Raw genomic sequence first — 21,150 nt, 5'->3', positions numbered from 1 at the left:
GCCTCTCATTCCAGTTATGAGAAGGACTGTGTCATGCCGTCAGCCCGGGCATGTTTCCGCCGTGTAAACAGTCACCCAACCCCTTGTCATGTAGTGGCATCTGGTTTTTACTTGGTGGCAGTCTGCAATCGGAGGAACACGTGGAAACCGTCAATCAACTCCTGGCCTCGATCCAGGATGTGGGCCGCGATGCGGCGCGCGGAGGCTACTCAAGGGCCGTGTATACAACGCCCGAACTCGACCTCAGGCACTGGTTCGTCGAGCAAGCCCAACAACGCGGACTCGATGTCCAAACCGACCGGAACGGGATTATCTGGGCGTGGTGGGGCAAGCCCCAAGATGGCGCCCTCGTCACCGGAAGCCACCTCGATTCAGTACCAGGTGGAGGCGCGTTCGACGGGCCACTCGGAGTTGCTTCCGCATTGGCCGCCGTCGACATCCTCAAGGCCCGCGGATTCCAACCTCCGCGATCGCTGGCCATCACCGTCTTCCCGGAAGAGGAAGGGTCGCGCTTCGGCGTCGCCTGCCTGGGTTCGCGCCTCCTCACGGGCGCGATCGATGTCAACAAGGCCCTGAACCTGCGGGACGTCAACGGGGACTCCTTCGCCGACATCGCCAGCGCCAACGGCATGGATCCCCGACATGTCGGTCCGGATCCCGAAGCCATGGCGCGCATCGGCGACTTCGTGGAACTGCACGTCGAACAAGGCAAGGGACTGGGGCAAGATGGCCCCGCAATCGCTGTAGGGAGTTCAATCCTGGGTCACGGCCGCTGGAAAATCAGCGTCAGCGGCCAAGGCAACCACGCCGGCACTACCCTCATGGCGGACCGCGCCGACCCGATGGTCGCGGCCGCGCAGATCATTCTCGCCGTCCGGGACACGGCTGCCAAGCAGCCGGACGCCCGAGCGACAGTGGGCCGGTTGACACCCGTTCCGGGCGGAACCAACGTCATTGCTTCCCGCGTTGACCTCTGGCTGGACGCCCGTCATCCCGACGACTCAGTGACCGCTCACCTCATTGAATCGCTGTACCGTGCAGCCCAGGATGTAGCCGCGGCAGAAGGCTGCACCGTTACCCTCACGGAAGAGTCCTACAGCGACACCGTCCACTTCGATACCGGCCTGAGCCGTCGCATCAGCGATCTCTTGCCGGGCGCTCCCGCCCTGGCAACAGGTGCGGGGCATGATGCCGGCGTGTTGGCCGGCTACGTTCCCTCCGCAATGCTCTTTGTCCGAAATCCCAGCGGCATCTCCCATTCGCCGGAGGAATACGTGGCCGACGAGGACGCCGCAGCGGGTGCCGTCGCGCTGGCTGATGTCATGGAGGGACTTCTGTGAACGCGTTTTGGTGCGAGACCGCGATAGTCGCCGGCAACAGCAGCGCTCCCGACGCCGGCACCTTCGGCGCTCCCGACGGCGGCCGTCCCGCGGTCCCGGAGGTGGCCACCGGAGTGCGTCTGGAAACGACCGATGGCCGCATCACCGCCATCGAGACCGACACCCGGCCCCAGCCCGGTGACAAAACCCTGATGGGCGTCACCTTCCCGGCAGCTGCCAACGCACATTCCCATGCCTTCCACAGGATCCTTCGCGGAAGAACACATGCTGGGCGCGGCGACTTCTGGGTGTGGCGTGAGCAGATGTACCGCAGCGCGTCCGAGCTGACTCCAGAAAAGTACGAGAAGCTCGCCACTGCCGTGTTCGCGGAAATGGTGGTAACCGGCTTCAGCAGTGTGGCCGAATTCCACTACGTCCACCACCAACCCGACGGCGAGGCCTACCCGGAGCCCCACGCCATGGAGTTGGCCCTTGCCCGCGCGGCGATGTCCGCCGGGATCCGCCTTACGCTTCTGGATACTTTGTACCTGACCGGCGGAATTGGCACGCCCCTCAGCCCGGAACAGGCAAGGTTCGGCGACGCTGGCGTGGAGGCATGGCTGGACCGGTTGCTCTCCCTCCGCACTGCCATCGCAAAGGAGTTTCCCTCCGGGAGCGTGGGCGTGGGGGCTGCCCTGCATTCCGTCCGCGCCGTACCGGAGGAGGCCCTGAAGGTTGTTGCCGAGCATCTGCCCCAGGACCTTCCCCTTCACATCCACCTCAGCGAACAACCTGCCGAGAACAGTGCCTGCATGGAGGCCTACGGCACCACTCCCACGGGTCTCTTGGAGCGCCATGGCCTCCTGTCATCCCGGCTCTCGGCTGTCCATTCCACTCACCTGACGGAGCACGACATTTCCTTGCTGGGCGGAGCATCAACCACCGTGGTGATGTGCCCCAGCACGGAAGCCGACCTCGCAGACGGCATAGGCCCCGCCCGGGAACTTTGCGACGCCGGAGCCACCATTGCCCTTGGTACGGACCAACACGCAGTGATCGATCCCTGGGTTGAAATGCGCACCTTGGAACACGGGGAACGACTGGGCTCCGGCCAGCGGGGGAGGTTCTCCCCCGGGGAACTGCTGCACACCGCCACGGAAGGAGCGGCCCGCAGCATGGCTACACCCATTGCCTCATCAGCCCTGCACACCGGAGGAATCTGCGATCTCATGGTCATCGACCCCTCCTCTACCCGGACTGCCGGTTCCCAGCCCCTGCAGCTGGCATTCAGTGCGACGGCGAGCGACGTCACGCACGTTGTCATCGACGGAGAACTGATTGCCGCACACGGCGTCCACGCACGCCTCGGCTCGCCGGGCAGCCTTCTCACCGAAGCACTCACTGAGTTCTCCTGATCCACCGCCTCCATCGTCCGCAAAGATGACGACGGCGGTCATTGAGGTGGGCGCTTCAGTTGCCTGCCGCCGTCGTACTTTGCGTTCAATTAGTGGACTCAACAACCTTCCACCACCATCAGGGCTCACCCGCTCCCGCGGACAAACGGGCATACAGCGAACTCCCCGCCGTCAAACAGGAGGTGATGCGTTAACAATCTGAATGCATGTCACGTCGGTCACTTGACTGGAACTTGGCCGATATGACGTGCCACACTGTGAAGCGCGAGTGCACCGGCGTCCCCGTCGGAACAGCCGACGACGTCCCGCACTTCGCTCCCACACCACCATTCCCAAGGGAGACCCATGTCCAGTTCCAGCACCGAAGGCGCGCCCCCAGTCTCGCGGAAGGTGATCGGCCTGGCCGTCGCTGGCGCGGTGGGCGGTTTCCTCTTCGGCTTCGATTCATCCGTGGTCAACGGCGCCGTGGACGCGATGGCAGACGAGTTCGTCATGAGCGAAGCACTGACAGGGTTCGCCGTCGCCGTCGCCTTGCTGGGTTGTGCCGTGGGCGCCTATCTGGCCGGTAAAGTAGCCGACCGCTACGGCCGCATCCCCGCCATGAAGATCGGCGCACTGCTCTTCCTGGTCAGCGCAGTCGGAACCGGCTTGGCATTCAGCGTGTGGGACCTCATCTTCTGGCGGCTCGTCGGCGGTCTGGGCATCGGACTGGCCTCCGTGATTGCCCCTGCCTACATCTCCGAGATCTCGCCGCGACATGTGCGTGGCCGCTTGGCTTCACTCCAGCAGCTCGCGATCACCACCGGCATCTTCGCCGCACTGCTCTCCGACGCGGTGCTTGCCAACTCAGCTGGCGGCGCCGACGGTACCCTTTGGCTGGGCATCGAAGCCTGGCGCTGGATGTTCATCGCCTGCGCTGTACCGGCTGCCGTGTACGGCTGGATCGCCTTCCGATTGCCGGAGTCCCCTCACTTCCTGGTCCTCAACGGCAAAGAAGACCAAGCCCGCACGATCTTCAACAAGCTCATCCCCGGCGACGACATTGAACGGCACATCCGCGAGATCCGCGAGTCCATTCAGCAGGAGAAGCTCTCCACCAAGAAGGGCTCCTTGCGCGGCAACCGATTCGGCCTGCTGCCCGTGGTGTGGATTGGCATCATCCTGTCGGTGCTGCAGCAGTTCGTTGGCATCAACGTGATCTTCTACTACTCCACCACGCTGTGGAAGGCTGTCGGCTTCCAGGAAAAGGACTCCCTGACGATCTCCGTTGCCACGTCCGTCACCAACATCCTGGTAACGCTCGTAGCCATCGCCCTGGTGGACCGCATCGGCCGACGACCGATCCTTCTGACCGGATCCATCGGCATGGCAGTGTCGCTCGGCGTCATGGCGCTGGCCTTCTCTTCGGCGACCGGCACTGGCTCGGAGATCACGCTCCCCGGTGCATGGGGCCCGGTTGCACTGGTCGCCGCCAACGTGTTCGTCATCAGCTTCGGTGCCTCGTGGGGACCGCTCGTATGGGTCCTGCTGGGCGAGATCTTCCCGTCCCGCATCCGGGCCCGCGCGCTCGGCCTGGCCGCCGCCGCACAGTGGATCGCGAACTTCGCCATCACGCTCAGCTTCCCCGTCATGGCGGCAGGTTCGCTGCCTCTGACATACGCCATGTACGCGGCCTTCGCTGCGGCGTCGTTCTTCTTTGTGATGTTCAAGGTTCCGGAAACGAACGGCATGTCCCTCGAGCAGGCCGAAACACTGTTCGTCCCGAAGGGAGCGCCGGTGGCACCGCTGCCGGTCACCTCGGACGAACCCAAGTAAGCATGAAAAAGCCCGACGGATCAATTCCGTCGGGCTTTTTGCTGCTTAAGAGGTGGTATCAGACGAGGTGCGGCTCGTGTGACTTCAGGTAGCTGCGCCCGCCGAAAGCAATGAGGATCGCGACCACCATGGCAACGGCGCCGGCAAAGAAGGGAACCTGCGGGCCGAAGTGCTCACCGAGCTGCGCCGCCGCGAAGGGAGCCAGTGCACCGCCCATCCAGCGCACAAAGTTGTAGCCGGCGGAAGCGACGGGGCGCGGCGAATCGGAAACGCCCATGGCCAGTTCCGTGTAGACCGTGTTGTTGATGCCCAAGAGGGCGCCCGCGACGATGACAAGCACGACGACGGCAGTCACCGAGTGCCCCGCTGCCAGTGCCAGCCCGATGAGGTCGAGCATCAGGACTGCCAGCGTGCCGGTCAGGACCTTGACTGCACCGAAGCGCTTCTGAAGAACGGGAGCAACAAACACCGAGAAGACGGCCACCGCGACGCCCCATCCGAAGAACACTCCCCCGATACCGTAGGCATCCATGCCAAGGATGAAGGGGGTGAAAGCGAGGATGGTAAAGAAACCGTAGTTGTAGAAGAGCGCACTCGCTGCGGTGGTGCGAAGGCCCTTGTGGCCCAGGGCCAGGAGGGGGTCGCGCAGTCGGGATTTCCTGGCTGGGGCCGGGGTCTTGGGGAGCAGTGCCAGCAGTGCGATGAAAGCGGCGGCCATGAGGACCGCGGTTCCGAAGAACGGTGCGCGCCACTGCCAGCCGCCAAGGAGTGCGCCCAGCAACGGGCCAAGCGAGATGCCGAGGCCAAGTGCAGCTTCGTAGAGAATGATGGCGGTGCCGGTTCCTCCGCTGGCTACGCCAACGATCACTGCAAGGGCCGTCGCAACGAACAGGGCGTTACCAAGCCCCCAGCCGGCGCGGAATCCCACCAGTTGTTCAACGCTGCCGGAGATGCCGGACAACGACGCGAAGACCACGATGATCGCCAAACCGATCAGCAACGTCTTCTTTCCGCCGATCCTTGAGGAGACGAATCCACTGATCAGCATCGCAATGGCCGTCACCAGGAAATAGCTGGTGAAAAGCAACGACACTTCGCTGGTGGACGCTTCAAGGTTCTTGGCAATTGCCGGAAGGATCGGGTCCACCAAGCCGATGCCCATGAACGCGAAAACGGCCGCGAGTGCTGTGGCCCACACTGCCTTTGGCTGCTTGAGGAAGGAGGCCTTCTCGGCCTCCAGCGTGGTTTCGATGGTTGTTTCGGCGCTTGCTGAAGCGTCAGCCAACTGGCGTGACATTCAATGGCTCCTTGTCGGTGCTGGTTTTCTTAGTTCTGGAACGAGCTGTTGAGCTTGCTGATGACGGGCAGCGCGGCAGCGAGATGCTCAATTTCCTCGCTGGTGAGGTCCCGCAGCAGTTCGGCCACCATGGCGTTGCGCCGCTGATTGGCAGATTCGACCGCCGCGGTCCCGGCCACGGTGATGACCACCTGGACCGCTCGGGAATCATCGGGATCCTGTTGGCGGGTGACCAGGCCGGCACGCTCAAGCTTGATGATCTGTTCGGTGGCGCTGGGGACTTTGATACCCAGGTTCTTGGCGACATCGCCCACCCGAAGCCCACCGTCGGAAATCATGGACAGCAGGCTGAGCTGTGCGGCGGTAAGGTCGCCATCAGGGTCGAGGCGCCGGAACATGTACACGCCGAGCCGCAGTGACTCGCGGAATTCCTGTGCGAGGTCAAGCAGCCGGGGATCAAAGGTGTTCATATTTAGGTAGCCTAATAGTTAGGGTACCTAATAGTCAAGCCCCCGCCGACGACGTTGGTCCGCGCCGATGCCCAGGTGGTGCCGGGGCTCTTGATGTGTAGGTACGCCCGGCAGGCGTGCTGAGTTCAAGGGTGTGGACATCTCCGGGGAGCGTTTTCGCCGTCCACCCGGGATTTTCCTTGGTGTGATTACAGGCTTCGCAGAGCCCGGCGCTATTGGTCACAGTAGTGAGGCCCCCCGCGTGCCACGGAACAACGTGGTCGATATGCCGGATGGGTGCGTCGCAGTACGGCGTGCGGCAGGTATCGTCCCGAACCTCAATAAAGCGCCTCAACCTCGGCGGAAAGAGCCGCGCCTTGGAGTCCGTCGTGATGAGTTCTCCCGTGGCCGGAGCGGTGTAGAGCCGCCGAAGCCACACGTCGAATTCCCCTTCACGCCCCGGCGGCGGTTCCCTGACTGCCGTCGGCTCATGCTCCGGTTCCCCGACCCGCGCTGCACCAACCAAGGCCCTGGCCCACTCCGCCGGAACGATGCCATACCCCTGGATCCGGGCGGGTTCGGCGTCTCCTTGAAAAAGGGCCCGGTCCGTCATGACGAGTTGAAGGTCGACGCCGCTGATCCCTCCCCGCCTGCCGGTGACGCGTTCAACCAGGGTATCGGCCATGACCTGGCCCCGGATCCGTGAATCCCCGCTGGAACGGGCAGAGTCTGCCTTTCGGGAAAGTGCGGCATAGACTGCCACGCCATGGGCCACGGGGAGCAGCGCTGTCAGGTACGTCATGGCATCCGGAGCAGGCCGCAGGCTTACCGTCCGCTCCGTGGCGGCGTAGCTGGCACGCTGGGAAACGGTACGGGGATCGCGCCGGTACGCGGCGGCCTTTGCGGCCGCGGTGATGGCATTGTCGCCAGCGCCGATGAAGGTGCCGGCGTCAGCGGCCAGTTCCTCGTCCACGGCACACCGGTCCTCGACTGACAGGCAGGCTGTTTCCTTCACGAGCAGCGTGGCACGCCACTCATTCAACTGGCCCGACTCCAAAGCGGCCATGGTGTGCGGCATCTCCGTGACCAGCGCCTTCGCGAGTCCCAGGAGGCGGGATCCGCGGCTCGGGGACTCGCGCCTGGCCAACGCCACTTGGACACCCACACCCTTACCCCGTTCAGACGCAGGCACGCCCGCCGCAGCCTGGGCAGCGCGCTGGGCCACATCGAAGGCCACAGCCACCCGGGCCTGCAGGCCGGAGATGGCCGATTTAAGATCTTCCAGATCACTGATTTGGTCGATCAGTTCCCCGCTCCCGGCCCCGGGCTGAACACAGCGAAGCAGTGCGATGACGTCAGAAACCCGGGGTGCGGAGTCATTGGACCGAGGCCGCATCTCCGGGGCACGTGAGCCCGCATCGATCGTTTGCCGTTCCCGGGTTTGCTCCATGGCTCAAGCCTTCCAGCCAGCATAGTGCCGCATAAGGCCGGGACCTCGCTATGTGGAAAACACCCCGGCGTTGAACCAGCACGTCTTCACCGGCCCGCGCGTCTACAGCTTCAACTTCATGCCTTCGTGGCTCGCAACAAACCCCAACCGCTCATAGAACCGGTGCGCGGCCACACGCGATTTGTCGGTCGTCAGCTGAACCAGCGAACAACCCCGCCCACGCGCCTGCTCAATAGCCCATTCGATCATCAGCGCCCCCACACCCCGGCCTCGCAGCACCTCCGAGACCCGGACCGCTTCGATCTGGGCCCGCGAGGATCCCTTGCGGGACAAGCCCGGAAGGAAACTGAGCTGGAACGTCGCCACCACGTCACCGTTCAGTTCGCCCACCACCAAAAGGTGGGCAGGGTCGGCGTCGATCGCCTCAAAAGCCCGCTCATAGGGCGCCGGATCGTCGACGCTCTCGCGGGCGGCACCCAATTGATCGTCCGCGAGCAAAGCGAGGATGCCCGGCAGGTCACCCTTGCGGGCGCGCCGCAGGATGAAGGTTCCGGATTCGACGGCGGCAGTCATCAAAGCGGTCGAGGCGGGGGTTTCCGAAGTCACCATCCCAGCATGCCATTGAGTTTAGAACTAAGTATTGCTAAGTACTGGTACTTAGTTCTACTATGTAGTGGTAGCTAGTAATACTGAGTAGCGAAGGAGGTGTCCGATGGGCAAGCAAATGACGGAGATGCTCAAAGGCACGTTGGAGGGCATCGTGCTGGCCCTCCTGACCGGGAAGGCGGCGTATGGATATGAAATCACCACGCAGCTCCGGGAGCAGGGCTTCACCGAGATCGCTGAAGGCACCGTGTACGCACTGCTGGTAAGGATCGAACAAAAGGGTTTGGTGGACGTCGAAAAGCGGCCGTCCGAAAAGGGCCCGCCCCGCAAGGTCTACACGCTTAACGCACAGGGCCGAAACGAACTGAACGAATTCTGGAACACCTGGAGCTTCTTGTCCGAACGGCTCGAACAGCTCCGCAAGGAAGGAAAATAACATGGCAGCAAAATGGATCGAACTGGTCACCGGATCACTCGAGCAGAAGAAGCAGTACAAGCAAGCCAAAGCCCGCATGGATGCCCTGCCTGAGCCCTACCTCAGCGTCGCAACCGCCTTCAACCGGTACCTGATGTACTACGGCGGCGTCACCGAAGGCGACACCATGGTGCAGATGTTCACAGACCTGGCAGACCTTTGGGAGCGCGCCGCAATCGACGGCACGCCGGTCACCGAGATGGTGGGCGAGGATCCGATCGAGTTCGCCGAGACCTTCGCACAGGCATACGGCGGAAAGCGCTGGATCGACAAGGAACGCGAGCGCCTCAACAAAGCCATCGACAAAGCAAAGGAGGCTGAATCATGACCGCAACAGCAATCCGGGTAGAAGGCATCGAGAAGTCCTATAAGGACCTGCACGTGCTCCGCGGCGTGGACTTCGAGGTAGCGTCGGGCAGCATTTTCGCCCTTCTCGGTTCCAATGGAGCCGGCAAGACCACCATGGTGAAGATTCTGTCCACCCTGCTGAAAGCGGATGGCGGTTCGGCCGCCGTCGAAGGTTTCGACGTTGCGACGGAGTCGCTCCAGGTGAGGCAGTCCATCAGCCTCACCGGACAGTTCGCCGCAGTGGACGACGTCCTGTCCGGCAAGGAGAATCTGGTTCTGGTGGCGAAACTGCGTCACCTGAAGAACTCCGGGCAGATCGCAGACGAGCTGCTGGCGCAGTTCAGCCTCACGGAGGCCGGGCCACGGAAGGTGGCGACGTACTCCGGGGGTATGCGACGCCGGCTGGACATCGCCATGAGCCTCATCGGCAACCCGAAGGTGATCTTCCTGGACGAGCCGACCACGGGCCTGGACCCCGAAGCGCGCCTTGAGGTGTGGCAGATTGTCAAGAATCTCGCCAGGCAAGGGACCACGGTCCTGCTCACCACGCAATACCTCGATGAGGCCGAACAGCTCGCGGACCGGATCGCCATCCTCCACGAAGGCCGCATCATCGCCAACGGCACCCTCGCCGAGCTCAAGGACTTGCTGCCGCCGGCCAAGATCGAGTACGTCGAGAAGCAGCCGAGCCTGGAGGACATCTTCCTGGCCTTGGTGGGAACTACCAACAACGAAGCAGCAAAGGACAGGTCATGAACACCCATTTCTTCGCAGACACGTCCGTGCTGCTGGGCCGTTCCATGCGGCACATCTTCCGCAGCGTGGACACCATCATCACCACGGCCATCACGCCGATCGCCCTCATGCTCTTGTTCGTCTACGTCTTCGGCGGTGCCATCCGGACCGACACCGGGAACTATGTGAACTACCTGCTCCCGGGCATCATGCTGATCGCTATCGCTTCTGGCATCGCCTACACGGCAGTCCGTTTGTTCACGGATATGCAGAGTGGCATCTTTGAGCGGTTCCAGTCCATGCCGATCGCCCGATCGTCGGTTCTGTGGGCACACGTCCTGACCTCCCTGGTGGCCAATGGACTTTCACTGCTGATTATCGTCCTGGTGGCGCTCCTCATGGGATTCCGAACGTCGGCCAATGTGCTGGACTGGCTGGCCATCGCAGGGATCCTGGCGCTGTTCACGCTGGCACTCACGTGGATTGCCATCATTGCGGGCCTTTCGGCCAAGTCCGTGGACGGCGCAGGTGGCTTCTCCTATCCGCTGATCTTCCTGCCGTTCATCAGTTCGGCCTTCGTCCCGACGGAGACCATGCCCGGCCCGGTCCGATGGTTCGCCGAGAACCAACCGGTGACGTCCATCGTCAACACCATCCAGGATCTGTTCGCGCAGCGTCCTGTGGGCAGCGACATCTGGGTTGCCCTGGCCTGGTGCCTGGGGATCCTGGTCGTCTCCTACGCCTTCGCGACGGCGGCTTACAAGCGTCAGATCGCCTAACGCCTCCACACCCAAAACAAGGCCTAAGCTCCCCCTTTACCAGGGCGGGAGCTTTCGCCATTCAGACCGATTCGCCATCTGTCAGACATTAGCTATAACTTTATCGAACAGATTTGTAACGGCCGTCACTATTATGGCGGATCCTTCGAAGGGTTCTTGATCTCATGTCCGACCAGACAACACAGGGGCAGCTCCGCGCCTCCAGCAGGGACAGCGAGCCCCACCTGTCACGCTCGCTCAGCAATCGCCACATCCAGCTCCTGGCCATCGGCGGAGCCATCGGAACCGGCCTGTTCATGGGCTCAGGCAAGACCATCTCGGTCGCCGGCCCCTCCGTGATCTTCGTGTACATGATCATCGGTTTCATGCTCTTCTTCGTCATGAGGGCCATGGGCCAATTGCTGCTGTCCAACCTGAACTACAAGTCCTTCAGCGACTTCGCGGGCGACCTCCTGGGCCCGTGGGCAGGCTTCTTCACCGGCTGGACCTACTGGTTCTGCTGGGTGGTCACAGGCGTCGCGGACGTCATCGCGATTGCCGGCTACGCCAACGAACTCTGGCCGGGAATCCAGCTCTGGATCCCGGGCCTGGCCACCATCATCATCCTGCTCCTGCTCAACCTGCCCACCGTCAAGGCGTTCGGCGAGACCGAATTCTGGTTTGCCCTCATCAAGATCGTCGCCATCGTGGCGCTGATCGTTGTTGGCCTGGTCATGATCTTCACCGGCTTCCAGTCCAACGCAGGAACCGCAAGCTTCACCAACCTCTGGAGCCACGGCGGATTCTTCCCCAAGGAATTCATGGGATTCGTAGCCGGCTTCCAGATCGCCGTCTTCGCCTTCGTGGGCATCGAGCTTGTGGGTACCGCCGCAGCCGAAACCAAGAACCCGGAACACAACCTCCCCCGTGCCATCAACGCGATTCCCCTGCGCGTCATGCTGTTCTACGTAGGCGCCCTCATCATCCTCATGTCGGTCACCCCGTGGACCGAATTCAAGGCAGGCCAGAGCCCGTTCATCGCCATGTTTTCCCTGGCCGGCCTCGGAATGGCCGCCACAGTAGTCAACCTGGTGGTGCTCACTTCGGCCATGTCCTCGGCCAACTCAGGCATCTACTCGACCTCCCGCATGGTCTACGGCCTGGCCAACGACGGCGACGCCCCCAAGCTCTTCGGCCGCCTTTCCAGCCGTAAAGTACCCCAGAACGCCCTGTTCCTCTCGTGCGTGCTGTTGTTGGCCGGCGTCGCACTTCTCTACGCAGGCAAGGACGTTGGCGTGGCGTTCGACATGGTGACCACGGTGTCCGCCGTCTGCTTCATGTTCGTCTGGTCCATCATCCTGGCCAGCTACCTCGTGTACCGCAAACGCCGGCCTGAGCAGCATGCGGCCTCGCCGTTCAAGATGCCCGGCGGCATCCCCATGGTCTGGGTGGTCTTTGCCTTCTTCGCGTTCCTCGTCTGGGCCCTGACCACGCAGCCGGACACGCTTACCGCTCTTCTGGTCACGCCCATCTGGTTCGCGATCCTCGGCGTCGCCTACGCCGTGGTCCGCAAATCCCCGCTCCACCAGGCCCGCGTGGCCGAGTGGAAGGCAATGTCGGAAGCGGAAACCGCGGCAGCGCGCTAACGGCCACAACAGCAAAAGCCCGACGTCGGCACCCAGCTCTTGGGTTTCGACGTCGGGCTTTCTTGTCTGCAGGTGAGAGAGCGTCCGGCCCCAGCACGCGAAGGGTGAGAGAGCGTCCGGCCCCACCACGCGAAAGGTGAGAGAGCGTCCGGCCCCACCACGCGAAAGGTGAGAGAGCGTCCGGCCCCACCACGCGGCTGACTTCATCACCGAAAGGCCGTGAAAGCTACGCCTCCGCTTGTCGGTCCTCCACCAGCTTCTGGACCGCCGGGAACAGCGGGTGCGCCGGCGTCAGTTCCGTGATGCGTTCGACGGCGGCAGCCGCGTCCAGCTCGGACAGCAGGTTTGCGAGCTCCACGGCTTCGTCGTCATTGCCGTCATCGAAACGCAAGGCAGCGGACATTGCCTCCAGCAACGCCACCGGAGTAACTCCACGCTCGGCCAACTCGGCGGCAGGACCAACGAAACGTTCGTGCCGGCTGAGCTTCCGCAGCGGCGCACGGCCCACGCGGTTCACGGTGTCCGGCAGGTGCGGGTTGGTGAAACGGGACAGGATCTTCTGCACATAGGCTTCCTGCTCCGCCTCGACAAACCCGTGCTTGGCCACCAGCAGTTCCTTGGTTTCTTCCAAGACAGCGCGGACCTTCGAAGCCACAGACGGATCGGCCATGGCGTCGGAGATCTTCTCCAAGCCGGCCTGGTAGCCGAAGTACGCCGCCGACGCATGGCCGGTGTTGACCGTGAACAGCTTGCGTTCGATGTACGGGCCCAGCTCATCCACGAAGGTGGCCCCGGGGATGGTCGGCACGTGGTCACCGAACGGCGTGCGGTCGATGACCCACTCGTAGAACGTCTCCACCGTGACATCCAAGCCCTGCCCGGGGGCCTGGTTGGGGACGATTCGGTCCACTGCCGTATTGGCGAACACCGCGACGGCGTCCAGGTCGCCTGCGGAATCGTCCCAGGCAGCCCGGATCTCCGTGTGCAGGAGGTCCGTGGCGTTGATGGCGTTCTCGCACGCCATCACCTGCAGGGGCGGCAACTCCGTGGATCGGGCAGCCAAACCGCGGGCAATCACCGGTGCCACGAACTTCAGGATGTGCGGACCCACGGCAGTGGTGACTACATCCGCCGTCGAGATTTCCTCCACGACAGAGGCTTCCTGCGACGCGGAATTGAAGGCGCGGAACCCGCTGACAGTCTTGACCGCGGGGTTCTCGCCTACCTCGTGGACGTCGTAGCTGCTTGCCGAGGCGAGCTGGCTGATCAGCGCGTCCGCCACATCAGCGAACACCACCTCATAGCCGGCTTCGTGGAGCAGCAGCCCCACGAAGCCGCGCCCGATGTTGCCTGCCCCAAAATGGACTGCCTTCACTATGCGTTGACCTTTCCGAACAGCTCCAGGACTTCCTCAACCGTGGTGGCTTCTTCCAACTGGGCAACCAGTGCCTTGTTGGTGAAGATCTTCGCGATCGAGGACAGGATGTGGAGGTGCTCATTGTTGATGCCGGCCACGCCGACCACGAACTTCACTTGCTTGCCGCCCCAGTCGATACCTTCCGGGTAGCGGATGATGGACACGGCCGAGTGGTTGATGTGCTCTTTGGCGTCATTGGTGCCGTGCGGGATCGCCAGGAAGCTGCCCATGTACGTGGACACGGATTCCTCGCGCTCATGCATCGCATGGACGTAGCTGACATCAACGGCGCCGCGATCCAGCAGGAGCTTTCCGGCCTCGTCGATTGCCGCGTCACGGTCACGGGATGCGCCGTTCAGGACCACGCTTTCGCGGAGCAGGACGCCTTTACCTTCCGCGGCTTGACCGTCGACGCCGGAAGCCGGCACGGCGGCATGCGCACCGTGGGTGGCGGCTGCTGAGGAGGAGGCAGCGGCGGCGGGCTGGGCACTTTCGGCGGGAGCCGCCGTCGTGCCAGCCTCTGAAACCGCGCCTTCAGTGTTGCTGCTCCGGACCAACTCAACAATGTCGTCGTACTTGGGGCTGTTCATGAAGTTGTCCACCGAGTAGTGCACCGCGCTGGAGGTGCGTGGCTGGGCGCGTGCAGTCAGGTCCTGGTGCGTGACCACGACGTCGTACGTGTCGTTGAGGTTGGCGATGGCCGAGTTGGTGACCTTGACGTCCGGGAAACCGGCTGCCTTGATCTTGTTGCGCAGGACCGAAGCACCCATGGCACTGGACCCCATGCCGGCGTCGCAAGCGAACACGATGTTCCGGACCGGGCGGGTCAGGACGGTTCCTTCGCCGTGGGCACCAGCACGGTCACCGGTCAGCGCAGAGGAGACGGAGCTCTTCTTGCCCTTCATGGCTTCCATGCGGGACGTTGCCGCGGAGAGGTCATCCTCGCCCGTGTTCTTGGAGGCGCGGAGGATCACCGAGGCTATGAGGAAGGAAACGGTGGTGGCCAGAATGACGGACAGGATCACGCCAAGGTAGCTGTCGCGGGCCGTCTGTGCCAGCACCGCGATGATGGAGCCTGGCGCGGCCGGAGCAACGAGGCCGGAGTTGGTGATGGCCAGGGTTGCGATGCCCGTCATGCCGCCGCCGATCGCAGCGAGGATGAGGATGGGCTTCATCAGGACGTACGGGAAGTAGATCTCGTGGATGCCGCCGAGGAAGTGGATGATCGCAGCACCGGGGGCGGACGCGCGTGCAGCGCCGCGGCCGAAGAACATGTACGCCAGCAGGATGCCCATGCCCGGGCCGGGGTTGGCTTCGAGCAGGAACAGGATGGACTTGCCCTGGTCCAGGGACTGCTGGATACCCAACGGGGTCAGCACGCCGTGGTTGATGGCGTTGTTGAGGAAGAGGACCTTGGCAGGCTCGATGAAGATGCTGGTCAGCGGCAGCAGGCCGTTGTTGACCAGGAAACCGACCACTGCGCCCGCACCATCGGTGAAGCGCTGGACAACCCAGGACAGACCGTAGAAGCCACCCAAAGCCAGCAGTGCACCCCAGATGCCGGCGGAGAAGTTGTTGACCAACATCTCAAAGCCGGGGCGGATCTTGCCGTCCCAGATGGAGTCGATCTTCTTCATGGTCCAGCCGCCCAAGGGGCCCATGATCATGGCACCGATGAACATCGGAGAGTCCGTACCCGCGATGACCCCCATGGTTGCGATGGCTCCCACGACGCCGCCACGCACGTCGTAGACCATCCTGCCGCCGGTGTAGGCAATCAGGATGGGAAGCAGGTACGTCACCATGGGCCCCACGATGCCCCCGTTGGGATCACCGTCAGCGTTGGTGCCGAAGCCACCGAGGGCGGGCACGGGAATCCAGCCCTTTTCAATGAAGAGGGCAGTGATGAGGCCCCAGGCGATGAAGGCGCCGATATTGGGCATGATCATGCCGGACAGGAATGTTCCGAACTTCTGGACACCAACGCGCGCGCTGGTGCGGGGCTTCGCAACTGTCTCTGTTGCCATGTGAATTCCTAACGTGTGTCCCGCGGCGGCGCGGGGTCAGTCGATATAGATCGAGAGAGTGCAGCCTTAGGAGCTGCTGGAAATACGGTGAAGCCATTCAAGGAAGAGCTTCAGTTCAGAGCTGGAGAGTTGGTCCGAATGCGAGGCCTGCAGTGCCGCATTCAGGGCGATTGCCGCAACAACTACCGAGGACTTGCCGGAGTCCTCCGCTGCGGCGCCACGGGCGGTGTCCGTGGAGACGGCAAAGATCATGGAATCCCGGGTCATCGTTGAGAGCTCGAGGTTCCGTTCCTCTACCGGTTCTGCGATCAGCATGAGCGTGACGCCCACGTTGGCCGCCAGGATGCTGCGCGCCGCCTCGCGGGGCGGCACGTTGATTTGACCGGAGATGGCGGCCTTGTTCAGCATTTCTTCCAGAAGTGCTTCAGCATCGGCCACGATTGCCGGGCGGCTTTCCGGGCGAATGTTGCCGAACATGACCAGATAAAGATGGGGTTGGGTCAGGCCGAACTGGACGTGGTTGTCCCACATCCGCCGGACGTCTTCCAAGGGCTCCCCGGACGGTGCAAAATCCCGCTCCCCCGCCACGTACTCTTCAAATCCGGCTGATACGACGGCGTCGAACAGGCCTTCTTTGTCGCCAAAGTGGTGGTAGAGCGTTGGCGCCGTGACCCCGGCAAGCTTGGTGATCTGGCGCGTAGAGACCGCTGACCCCTCCGAATTCGCCAGCAATTCGGCAGCTGCGCGAAGCAACCGAATTTTGGGCGGAAGCTGGTCATCGAAACTCATAACCGCTACCCTAGCACCTATAGCGTTGCTATATGAAGTGGCTCACAACAGAAATTTGTAGGCTAGTTCCAGAGGCTCCCGGTGCCGTCGCCGTCGGGCTTGAACCAACAAGCAGGAACAGAGGATTCAGTGCAGAATTTCCAAGGAGTAGGGGTTAGCCCTGGCCGCATCATCGGTTCCGTCCGCCAGATGCCCAAGCCGGTGAGCGAACCTCCGTCGGGAGAGCGTTTGGCCGCGGACGTAGCCCCCGAGGACGCCATTGCAGGCTTGAAGGCTGCCGCCCAGTCCGTTCACGATGAACTCAAGGGCCGCGCGGACACAGCCTCAGGCGACGGCAAAGCAGTCCTCGAGGCCACCGCTTTGATGGCCAAGGACACCATGCTCCTGAAGTCGGCAGCGAAGCTGATCAACGCCGGATCTTCGGCGGAGCGCGCTATCTGGGAAGCCGGCGCGTCCGTCTCCGAAATGCTGCACAATCTCGGAGGCTACATGGCCGAGCGCGCCACCGACGTCCTGGATGTGCGCGCCCGCATTGTGGCCGAGCTCCGTGGCGTCCCCGCGCCGGGAATCCCTTCCTCGGAAACGCCCTTCATCCTGGTGGCCGAAGACCTCGCCCCCGCCGATACCGCCACGCTGAATCCCGCGGTGGTTTTGGCCTTGGTGACCTCAGGCGGCGGCCCGCAGTCCCACACGGCGATCATTGCGCGCTCCCTCGGATTGCCTGCTGTCGTGGCTGCACACGGTGTTGACGACATTGCTGACGGCTCGGAAATCTACGTCGATGGCGCTGCCGGCTTCGTCGCGGTTTCCCCCACCGATGAACAGCGTTCCGCCGCCACGGCCTGGGCCGAAACCTCCGCAACACTTGCCTCGTTCGACGGAAACGGCACGACGGCGGACGGTCACCTGGTGCCGCTGCTCGCCAACGTCGGCGGAGCCAAGGACGCTGTGGCAGCTGCCGGTTTGGGCGCCCAGGGTGTTGGACTGTTCCGGACCGAGTTCTGCTTCCTGGAACGCGACACCGAGCCCTCCGTGGACGAGCAAGCAGCAGCGTACAAAGCCGTGTTTGACGCGTTCCCGGGCAAGAAAGTGGTCCTCCGCACCCTGGATGCCGGCGCCGACAAGCCCCTGCCCTTCCTCACGGATGCCACCGAACCCAACCCTGCACTGGGTGTCCGCGGCTACCGCACCGACTTCACCACCCCGGGTGTTTTGGAGCGCCAGCTGGAGGCCATCGCCCGGGCAGCTTCAGAGTCCGAGGCCGACGTGTGGGTCATGGCACCCATGATCTCCACCGCCGCCGAAGCCGGCCGCTTCGCCTCCCTCTGCGCCGCCGCCGGAATCCAGACACCGGGCGTGATGGTGGAAGTTCCCTCCGCCGCACTGACCGCTGCCACCGTCCTGCGGGAAGTCGGATTCGCCTCCCTTGGCACCAACGACCTCACCCAGTACGCCATGGCCGCCGACCGCCAACTCGGACCCCTCGCCGAACTCAACACCCCATGGCAGCCCGCCGTTCTCCGCCTCGTGCAGCTCACCGTGGAAGGCGCGGCCCAGGAAGGCTCCGGCCGGGAGGGCAACGCGAAGCCCGTTGGCGTCTGTGGTGAGGCAGCCGCGGACCCGGCCCTCGCCGTCGTACTGACCGGGTTGGGCGTCACCACACTGTCCATGACCGCGCGCTCCTTGGCCGCGGTCGGTACTGTGCTGAAAACCGTCACCCTGGAGCAGGCGCAGGAACTCGCGCGCCTGGCCCTTTCCGCACCGAGTGCCATCGAAGCCCGCGACTGGGTACGTGCCAAGCTGCCCGTGCTCGAGGAACTCGGCCTCTAACTTCCTTAGCTCTACACCTTTAGGAGAAACCCATGCCCGAACGCACAGCCACCATCGCCAGCCGCTCCGGCCTGCATGCCCGCCCCGCCGCCTTGTTTGCCGAAGCCGCGGGCGAGCAGCCGGTTGAGGTCACCATCGCCATGCAGGGTGACCCTGCCGATGACGCGCTCGACGCCGCCAGCATCCTTTCGCTCATGACGCTCGGTGCCGCCAAGGGCGACGTCGTGGTGCTGCGGGCCGAGGGGGACGGTGCCGACGCCGCGCTGGACGCACTGGTGAAGCTGCTGGAGACGGACCTGGACGCGGAGTAGTCTCTCGCTGGGCTGTCCCTGGCTTGTTTCTGCGGCTGGGCTAGGCTTCTGCCATGGCATTGATAGCTCCCCGCGTCACGGCAGGCCTCCCCGCCGATGACGCCCGGAACCTGGCGCGTTCCCTCGAGGACAGCAACGACATCACCGTGTTCGTCGACGGCACCGTCCACCGCCTGCCGGCCGAGGCGAGGGACGCCGTCGTCGATCTCCTCGCGCGGCTGGGCCGGGGCGAAACGGTGACGGTCAGCAGCGTGGAGGAAATGCTCACCACGTCGCAGGCCGCGGAGCTTGCGGGCATTTCCCACACCTATCTGCGCAACATGACCGATCGTGGCGAAATCCCCGTGGAGTACCGCGGAACGCATCGCCGGATCCGGCAAGCCGCCATCATGGCGTGGCTGGAATCCCAGAAGAAGAAACAGGCTGCCGCGGCGGAGGACCAAGCCGGCGAAAGTGACGCCGACGCCGACTCATAGGGTCGGAGTGATAAGGATCAAGCAACGATCCCATCCAACAGGCCAGCACCCCTTAAAGCCGGGGTTACGCTTGATCGGTGGGCAATTTCAAAGGGTGGCATATCGTGGCCGGGTTGGCCGCCATGGCCCTTGCCGCACCCTTGGGCTCTGCCATGGGATTGAACTTTGTGGCAACCTTCATGTTCGCGTGCACAGTGTTCGTGGCGGTTGCCATGTGGACGGAAGCAAAAATCGCACGACGCCGGGACGCGGCTGAGGCAGCCGCCGCGCCTGAGCCTTCACGTCCCGCAGGCGACCCCACCGAATCGGATGACGCGACCAGGGACTAGGCCCCGCCTTCAGGAGTACACGGCACGTACTCGGATTGGCCGTGGAACCGCCGGGCATTAACGCGCCCGAGGCCTCGGAATGGGGTTCAATAGCGGTATGGCTTCGACTTCCCACTCCATTGTCTGGCCCGTGGTGCATGAGGAACGCCGTGCCCTGATTCAGGATCTGGAACCACTCCATCCGGCCCAATGGACAACGCCGTCGCTGTGCCCTGCCTGGGACGTCCACGACGTCCTGGCCCACGTGATCGATAGCGCCAAAACCACGCGCCTTAACTTCGTCCGCCGGATGATTGCCTCCCGGATGGATTTTGACCGTGACAACGCCGTGGGTGTTGAGCGCGAAAAGACAATCGACCCGGGGAGCACCCTGAATCAGTTGAAAGCCGTATTCTCCCGGACATCCGGTCCGCCGGCCGGACTGGCGAGCCGGCTGGTTGAGGCGTTTGTCCACGGCGAGGACATCCGCCGCCCGTTGGGGATCCGCCGTCATTACCCCGCCGTCCACGTGGCTACCGCCCTGGACTACCAACTTCGGACCACCACCAGGATGGGCGGCGGCAAGGAGATCGCCGCCGGCTGGCGCCTGGTTGCAACTGACACCCACTTCGAGCACGGCGACGGTCCCGCCGTTGAGGGTCCCGCCATCGCGCTGCTGCTGGCGGTGTCCGGCCGGCCGGTAGCGGAGAAGGAATTGAGCGGTCCCGGCGCCACGGTCTTCCGGCAGAGGCTGTCCTGATGGCGCCGCGCGGGAAGTCGGCAGCGCTGCAGTCTGCCGACGTCGAAGTTCTGGGCCTGAAAGGACGGATCGTCTGGGCGGAGGGCACGCCTCCGCCTGGCTCAGGGGAACAAACGGGCGCGGAGCCCACGTACATCCTGGTTCACGGCATCGGGGTTTCGCACCGGTACTTGGCGCGGCTGCATGCCGTGCTCGCTGCGAGCGCACCCACGTATTCCCTGGATCTCCCAGGTTTTGCCGGGACTACGAAACCCGGGCGCCAACTTTCTGTAGAGGACTACGGCGCGTTTATTGCGGAAGCCCTGACCTCCCACGGGATCGATTCCTACGTCCTGGTGGGTCATTCCATGGGTGCGCAGTTCGTTATCGAAGCAGCTTTGCAGGCGCCGGAACGGGCCCGGCAGGTGGTTCTGATGGGGCCCGTCGTGGATTCACGGCACAAGAACGTGGGGCGCCAATCGCTCGCCCTGACGCTTGACGGACTGCTCCGCGAAAGTGCCGGGTCCAACTGGATCGTCATGTCGGATTACTTCCGTTGCGGTCCGCGCTGGTACCTGACGGAGCTGCCAGTGATGATGGGGTATCCCACCGAGAAGCGGCTTGCCGGCATCAAGGTTCCGGTGCTGGTCCTCCGGGGAAGCCGCGACAATGTAGCGGGTCCCGAGTGGTCGCTCCGGTTGTCGCGGGCAGTTGCACAGGGCCGCTTGGTGGAAATTCCCGGCGTCGGACATGTAGCGCAACACATGCGCCCCCAGGCTGTAGCGGATGCCATCCGGAGCTTCGTCACCGCGACAACGCAGCGCCTTTGAGGAGGCAGGCACGACGTCGGCGTGCGGGTTGGGTGCCACTTGTTGCGTCCGCGCGTCCGGGCTAGGCTGGCGGAGCAAGCACAATAGTAAGTTTGCTTATGAAAGGGCTG

The 21,150-nt window shown here is 63.6% G+C and carries 21 protein-coding genes; 14 read left to right on the top strand and 7 right to left on the bottom strand.

All coding sequences use genetic code 11. The features are described from left to right. Positions 1 to 140: 140 nt before the first annotated feature. The 3 genes from QF015_RS16920 (at position 141) to QF015_RS16910 (ending at position 4,549) form a co-directional block, all read left to right on the top strand. Positions 141 to 1,340: an allantoate amidohydrolase gene (locus QF015_RS16920; RefSeq protein ID WP_429390233.1), complete on the top strand. Its 1,200-nt coding sequence runs from the start codon at positions 141 to 143 to the stop codon at positions 1,338 to 1,340. After that, a complete protein-coding gene (locus QF015_RS16915) occupies positions 1,337 to 2,734 on the top strand; it encodes a formimidoylglutamate deiminase (RefSeq protein ID WP_429390232.1) in 1,398 nt (465 codons plus the stop codon). Before QF015_RS16920 ends, QF015_RS16915 begins: the two co-directional genes overlap by 4 nt. A 345-nt stretch (positions 2,735 to 3,079) precedes the next feature. Then, complete coding sequence (locus QF015_RS16910) at positions 3,080 to 4,549, top strand: sugar porter family MFS transporter (protein ID WP_310207347.1); 1,470 nt, start codon at positions 3,080 to 3,082, stop codon at positions 4,547 to 4,549. 58 nt (positions 4,550 to 4,607) lie between these two features. Here QF015_RS16910 and QF015_RS16905 read toward each other — a convergent pair whose 3' ends face one another. From QF015_RS16905 to QF015_RS16890, 4 genes are all read right to left on the bottom strand, one after another. After that, a complete protein-coding gene (locus tag QF015_RS16905) occupies positions 4,608 to 5,846 on the bottom strand; it encodes an MFS transporter (protein WP_429390231.1) in 1,239 nt (412 codons plus the stop codon). A gap of 29 nt (positions 5,847 to 5,875) precedes the next feature. Beyond that, positions 5,876 to 6,316, bottom strand: coding sequence for a MarR family winged helix-turn-helix transcriptional regulator (locus QF015_RS16900; RefSeq protein WP_429390230.1), 441 nt, complete (start codon positions 6,314 to 6,316; stop codon positions 5,876 to 5,878). A gap of 34 nt (positions 6,317 to 6,350) precedes the next feature. After that, a complete protein-coding gene (locus QF015_RS16895; protein ID WP_429390229.1) occupies positions 6,351 to 7,745 on the bottom strand; it encodes an HNH endonuclease in 1,395 nt (464 codons plus the stop codon). Positions 7,746 to 7,847: 102 nt separating this feature from the next. Beyond that, entirely contained in the window at positions 7,848 to 8,354 is a 507-nt protein-coding gene (locus QF015_RS16890) for an N-acetyltransferase family protein (protein ID WP_429390228.1), read from the bottom strand. Between the two features lie 103 nt (positions 8,355 to 8,457). Here QF015_RS16890 and QF015_RS16885 point away from each other — a divergent pair, with 103 nt between their 5' ends. From QF015_RS16885 to cycA, 5 genes are all read left to right on the top strand, one after another. Next, positions 8,458 to 8,787, top strand: a complete 330-nt coding sequence (locus QF015_RS16885) for a PadR family transcriptional regulator (protein ID WP_310207362.1) — start codon at positions 8,458 to 8,460, stop codon at positions 8,785 to 8,787. Between the two features lies 1 nt (position 8,788). Further along, positions 8,789 to 9,154, top strand: a complete 366-nt coding sequence (locus QF015_RS16880) for a DUF1048 domain-containing protein (protein ID WP_310207364.1) — start codon at positions 8,789 to 8,791, stop codon at positions 9,152 to 9,154. Beyond that, on the top strand, positions 9,151 to 9,930 hold the full coding sequence (locus QF015_RS16875) for an ABC transporter ATP-binding protein (protein WP_429390227.1): 780 nt from the start codon (positions 9,151 to 9,153) through the stop codon (positions 9,928 to 9,930). The genes QF015_RS16880 and QF015_RS16875 overlap by 4 nt, the downstream gene beginning before the upstream one ends. Further along, positions 9,927 to 10,688 carry an ABC transporter permease gene (locus tag QF015_RS16870; RefSeq protein ID WP_310207370.1) on the top strand — a complete coding sequence of 254 codons (762 nt, stop codon included), beginning with the start codon at positions 9,927 to 9,929 and terminating at the stop codon, positions 10,686 to 10,688. Before QF015_RS16875 ends, QF015_RS16870 begins: the two co-directional genes overlap by 4 nt. A gap of 164 nt (positions 10,689 to 10,852) precedes the next feature. Beyond that, positions 10,853 to 12,313, top strand: coding sequence for a D-serine/D-alanine/glycine transporter (gene cycA / locus QF015_RS16865; RefSeq protein WP_189020861.1), 1,461 nt, complete (start codon positions 10,853 to 10,855; stop codon positions 12,311 to 12,313). 226 nt (positions 12,314 to 12,539) lie between these two features. Here cycA and QF015_RS16860 read toward each other — a convergent pair whose 3' ends face one another. The 3 genes from QF015_RS16860 to QF015_RS16850 form a co-directional block, all read right to left on the bottom strand. After that, entirely contained in the window at positions 12,540 to 13,688 is a 1,149-nt protein-coding gene (locus QF015_RS16860; protein ID WP_429390226.1) for a mannitol-1-phosphate 5-dehydrogenase, read from the bottom strand. Further along, complete coding sequence (locus QF015_RS16855; RefSeq protein ID WP_429390225.1) at positions 13,688 to 15,757, bottom strand: PTS mannitol transporter subunit IICBA; 2,070 nt, start codon at positions 15,755 to 15,757, stop codon at positions 13,688 to 13,690. The genes QF015_RS16860 and QF015_RS16855 overlap by 1 nt, the downstream gene beginning before the upstream one ends. Positions 15,758 to 15,823: 66 nt before the next feature. Then, positions 15,824 to 16,546, bottom strand: a complete 723-nt coding sequence (locus QF015_RS16850; RefSeq protein ID WP_211710727.1) for a TetR/AcrR family transcriptional regulator — start codon at positions 16,544 to 16,546, stop codon at positions 15,824 to 15,826. A 129-nt stretch (positions 16,547 to 16,675) separates the two neighbouring features. Here QF015_RS16850 and ptsP point away from each other — a divergent pair, with 129 nt between their 5' ends. From ptsP to QF015_RS16820, 6 genes are all read left to right on the top strand, one after another. After that, positions 16,676 to 18,376, top strand: coding sequence for a phosphoenolpyruvate--protein phosphotransferase (gene ptsP / locus QF015_RS16845; protein WP_429390224.1), 1,701 nt, complete (start codon positions 16,676 to 16,678; stop codon positions 18,374 to 18,376). Between the two features lie 32 nt (positions 18,377 to 18,408). Then, positions 18,409 to 18,687 (top strand): HPr family phosphocarrier protein, encoded by a 279-nt coding sequence (locus QF015_RS16840; RefSeq protein ID WP_011776464.1) that lies wholly within the window; start codon positions 18,409 to 18,411, stop codon positions 18,685 to 18,687. A 53-nt stretch (positions 18,688 to 18,740) separates the two neighbouring features. Next, positions 18,741 to 19,163, top strand: coding sequence for a helix-turn-helix domain-containing protein (locus QF015_RS16835; protein WP_310207384.1), 423 nt, complete (start codon positions 18,741 to 18,743; stop codon positions 19,161 to 19,163). A 77-nt stretch (positions 19,164 to 19,240) separates the two neighbouring features. Beyond that, complete coding sequence (locus QF015_RS16830) at positions 19,241 to 19,492, top strand: hypothetical protein (RefSeq protein ID WP_310207386.1); 252 nt, start codon at positions 19,241 to 19,243, stop codon at positions 19,490 to 19,492. 79 nt (positions 19,493 to 19,571) lie between these two features. Continuing rightward, the gene (locus QF015_RS16825) at positions 19,572 to 20,231 is read left to right on the top strand and encodes a maleylpyruvate isomerase family mycothiol-dependent enzyme (RefSeq protein WP_429390223.1); all 660 of its coding nucleotides are present in this window, start codon (positions 19,572 to 19,574) and stop codon (positions 20,229 to 20,231) included. Continuing rightward, complete coding sequence (locus QF015_RS16820; protein ID WP_429390222.1) at positions 20,231 to 21,040, top strand: alpha/beta fold hydrolase; 810 nt, start codon at positions 20,231 to 20,233, stop codon at positions 21,038 to 21,040. Before QF015_RS16825 ends, QF015_RS16820 begins: the two co-directional genes overlap by 1 nt. Positions 21,041 to 21,150 lie beyond the last annotated feature (110 nt).

Origin of the sequence: Paenarthrobacter sp. TE4293, assembly GCF_050435325.1 — a bacterium.
Classification (GTDB): domain Bacteria; phylum Actinomycetota; class Actinomycetes; order Actinomycetales; family Micrococcaceae; genus Arthrobacter; species Arthrobacter nitroguajacolicus_C.
The sequence above is the reverse complement of the archived record's forward strand: the minus strand, read 5'-3'. Positions and strand labels throughout refer to the sequence as shown.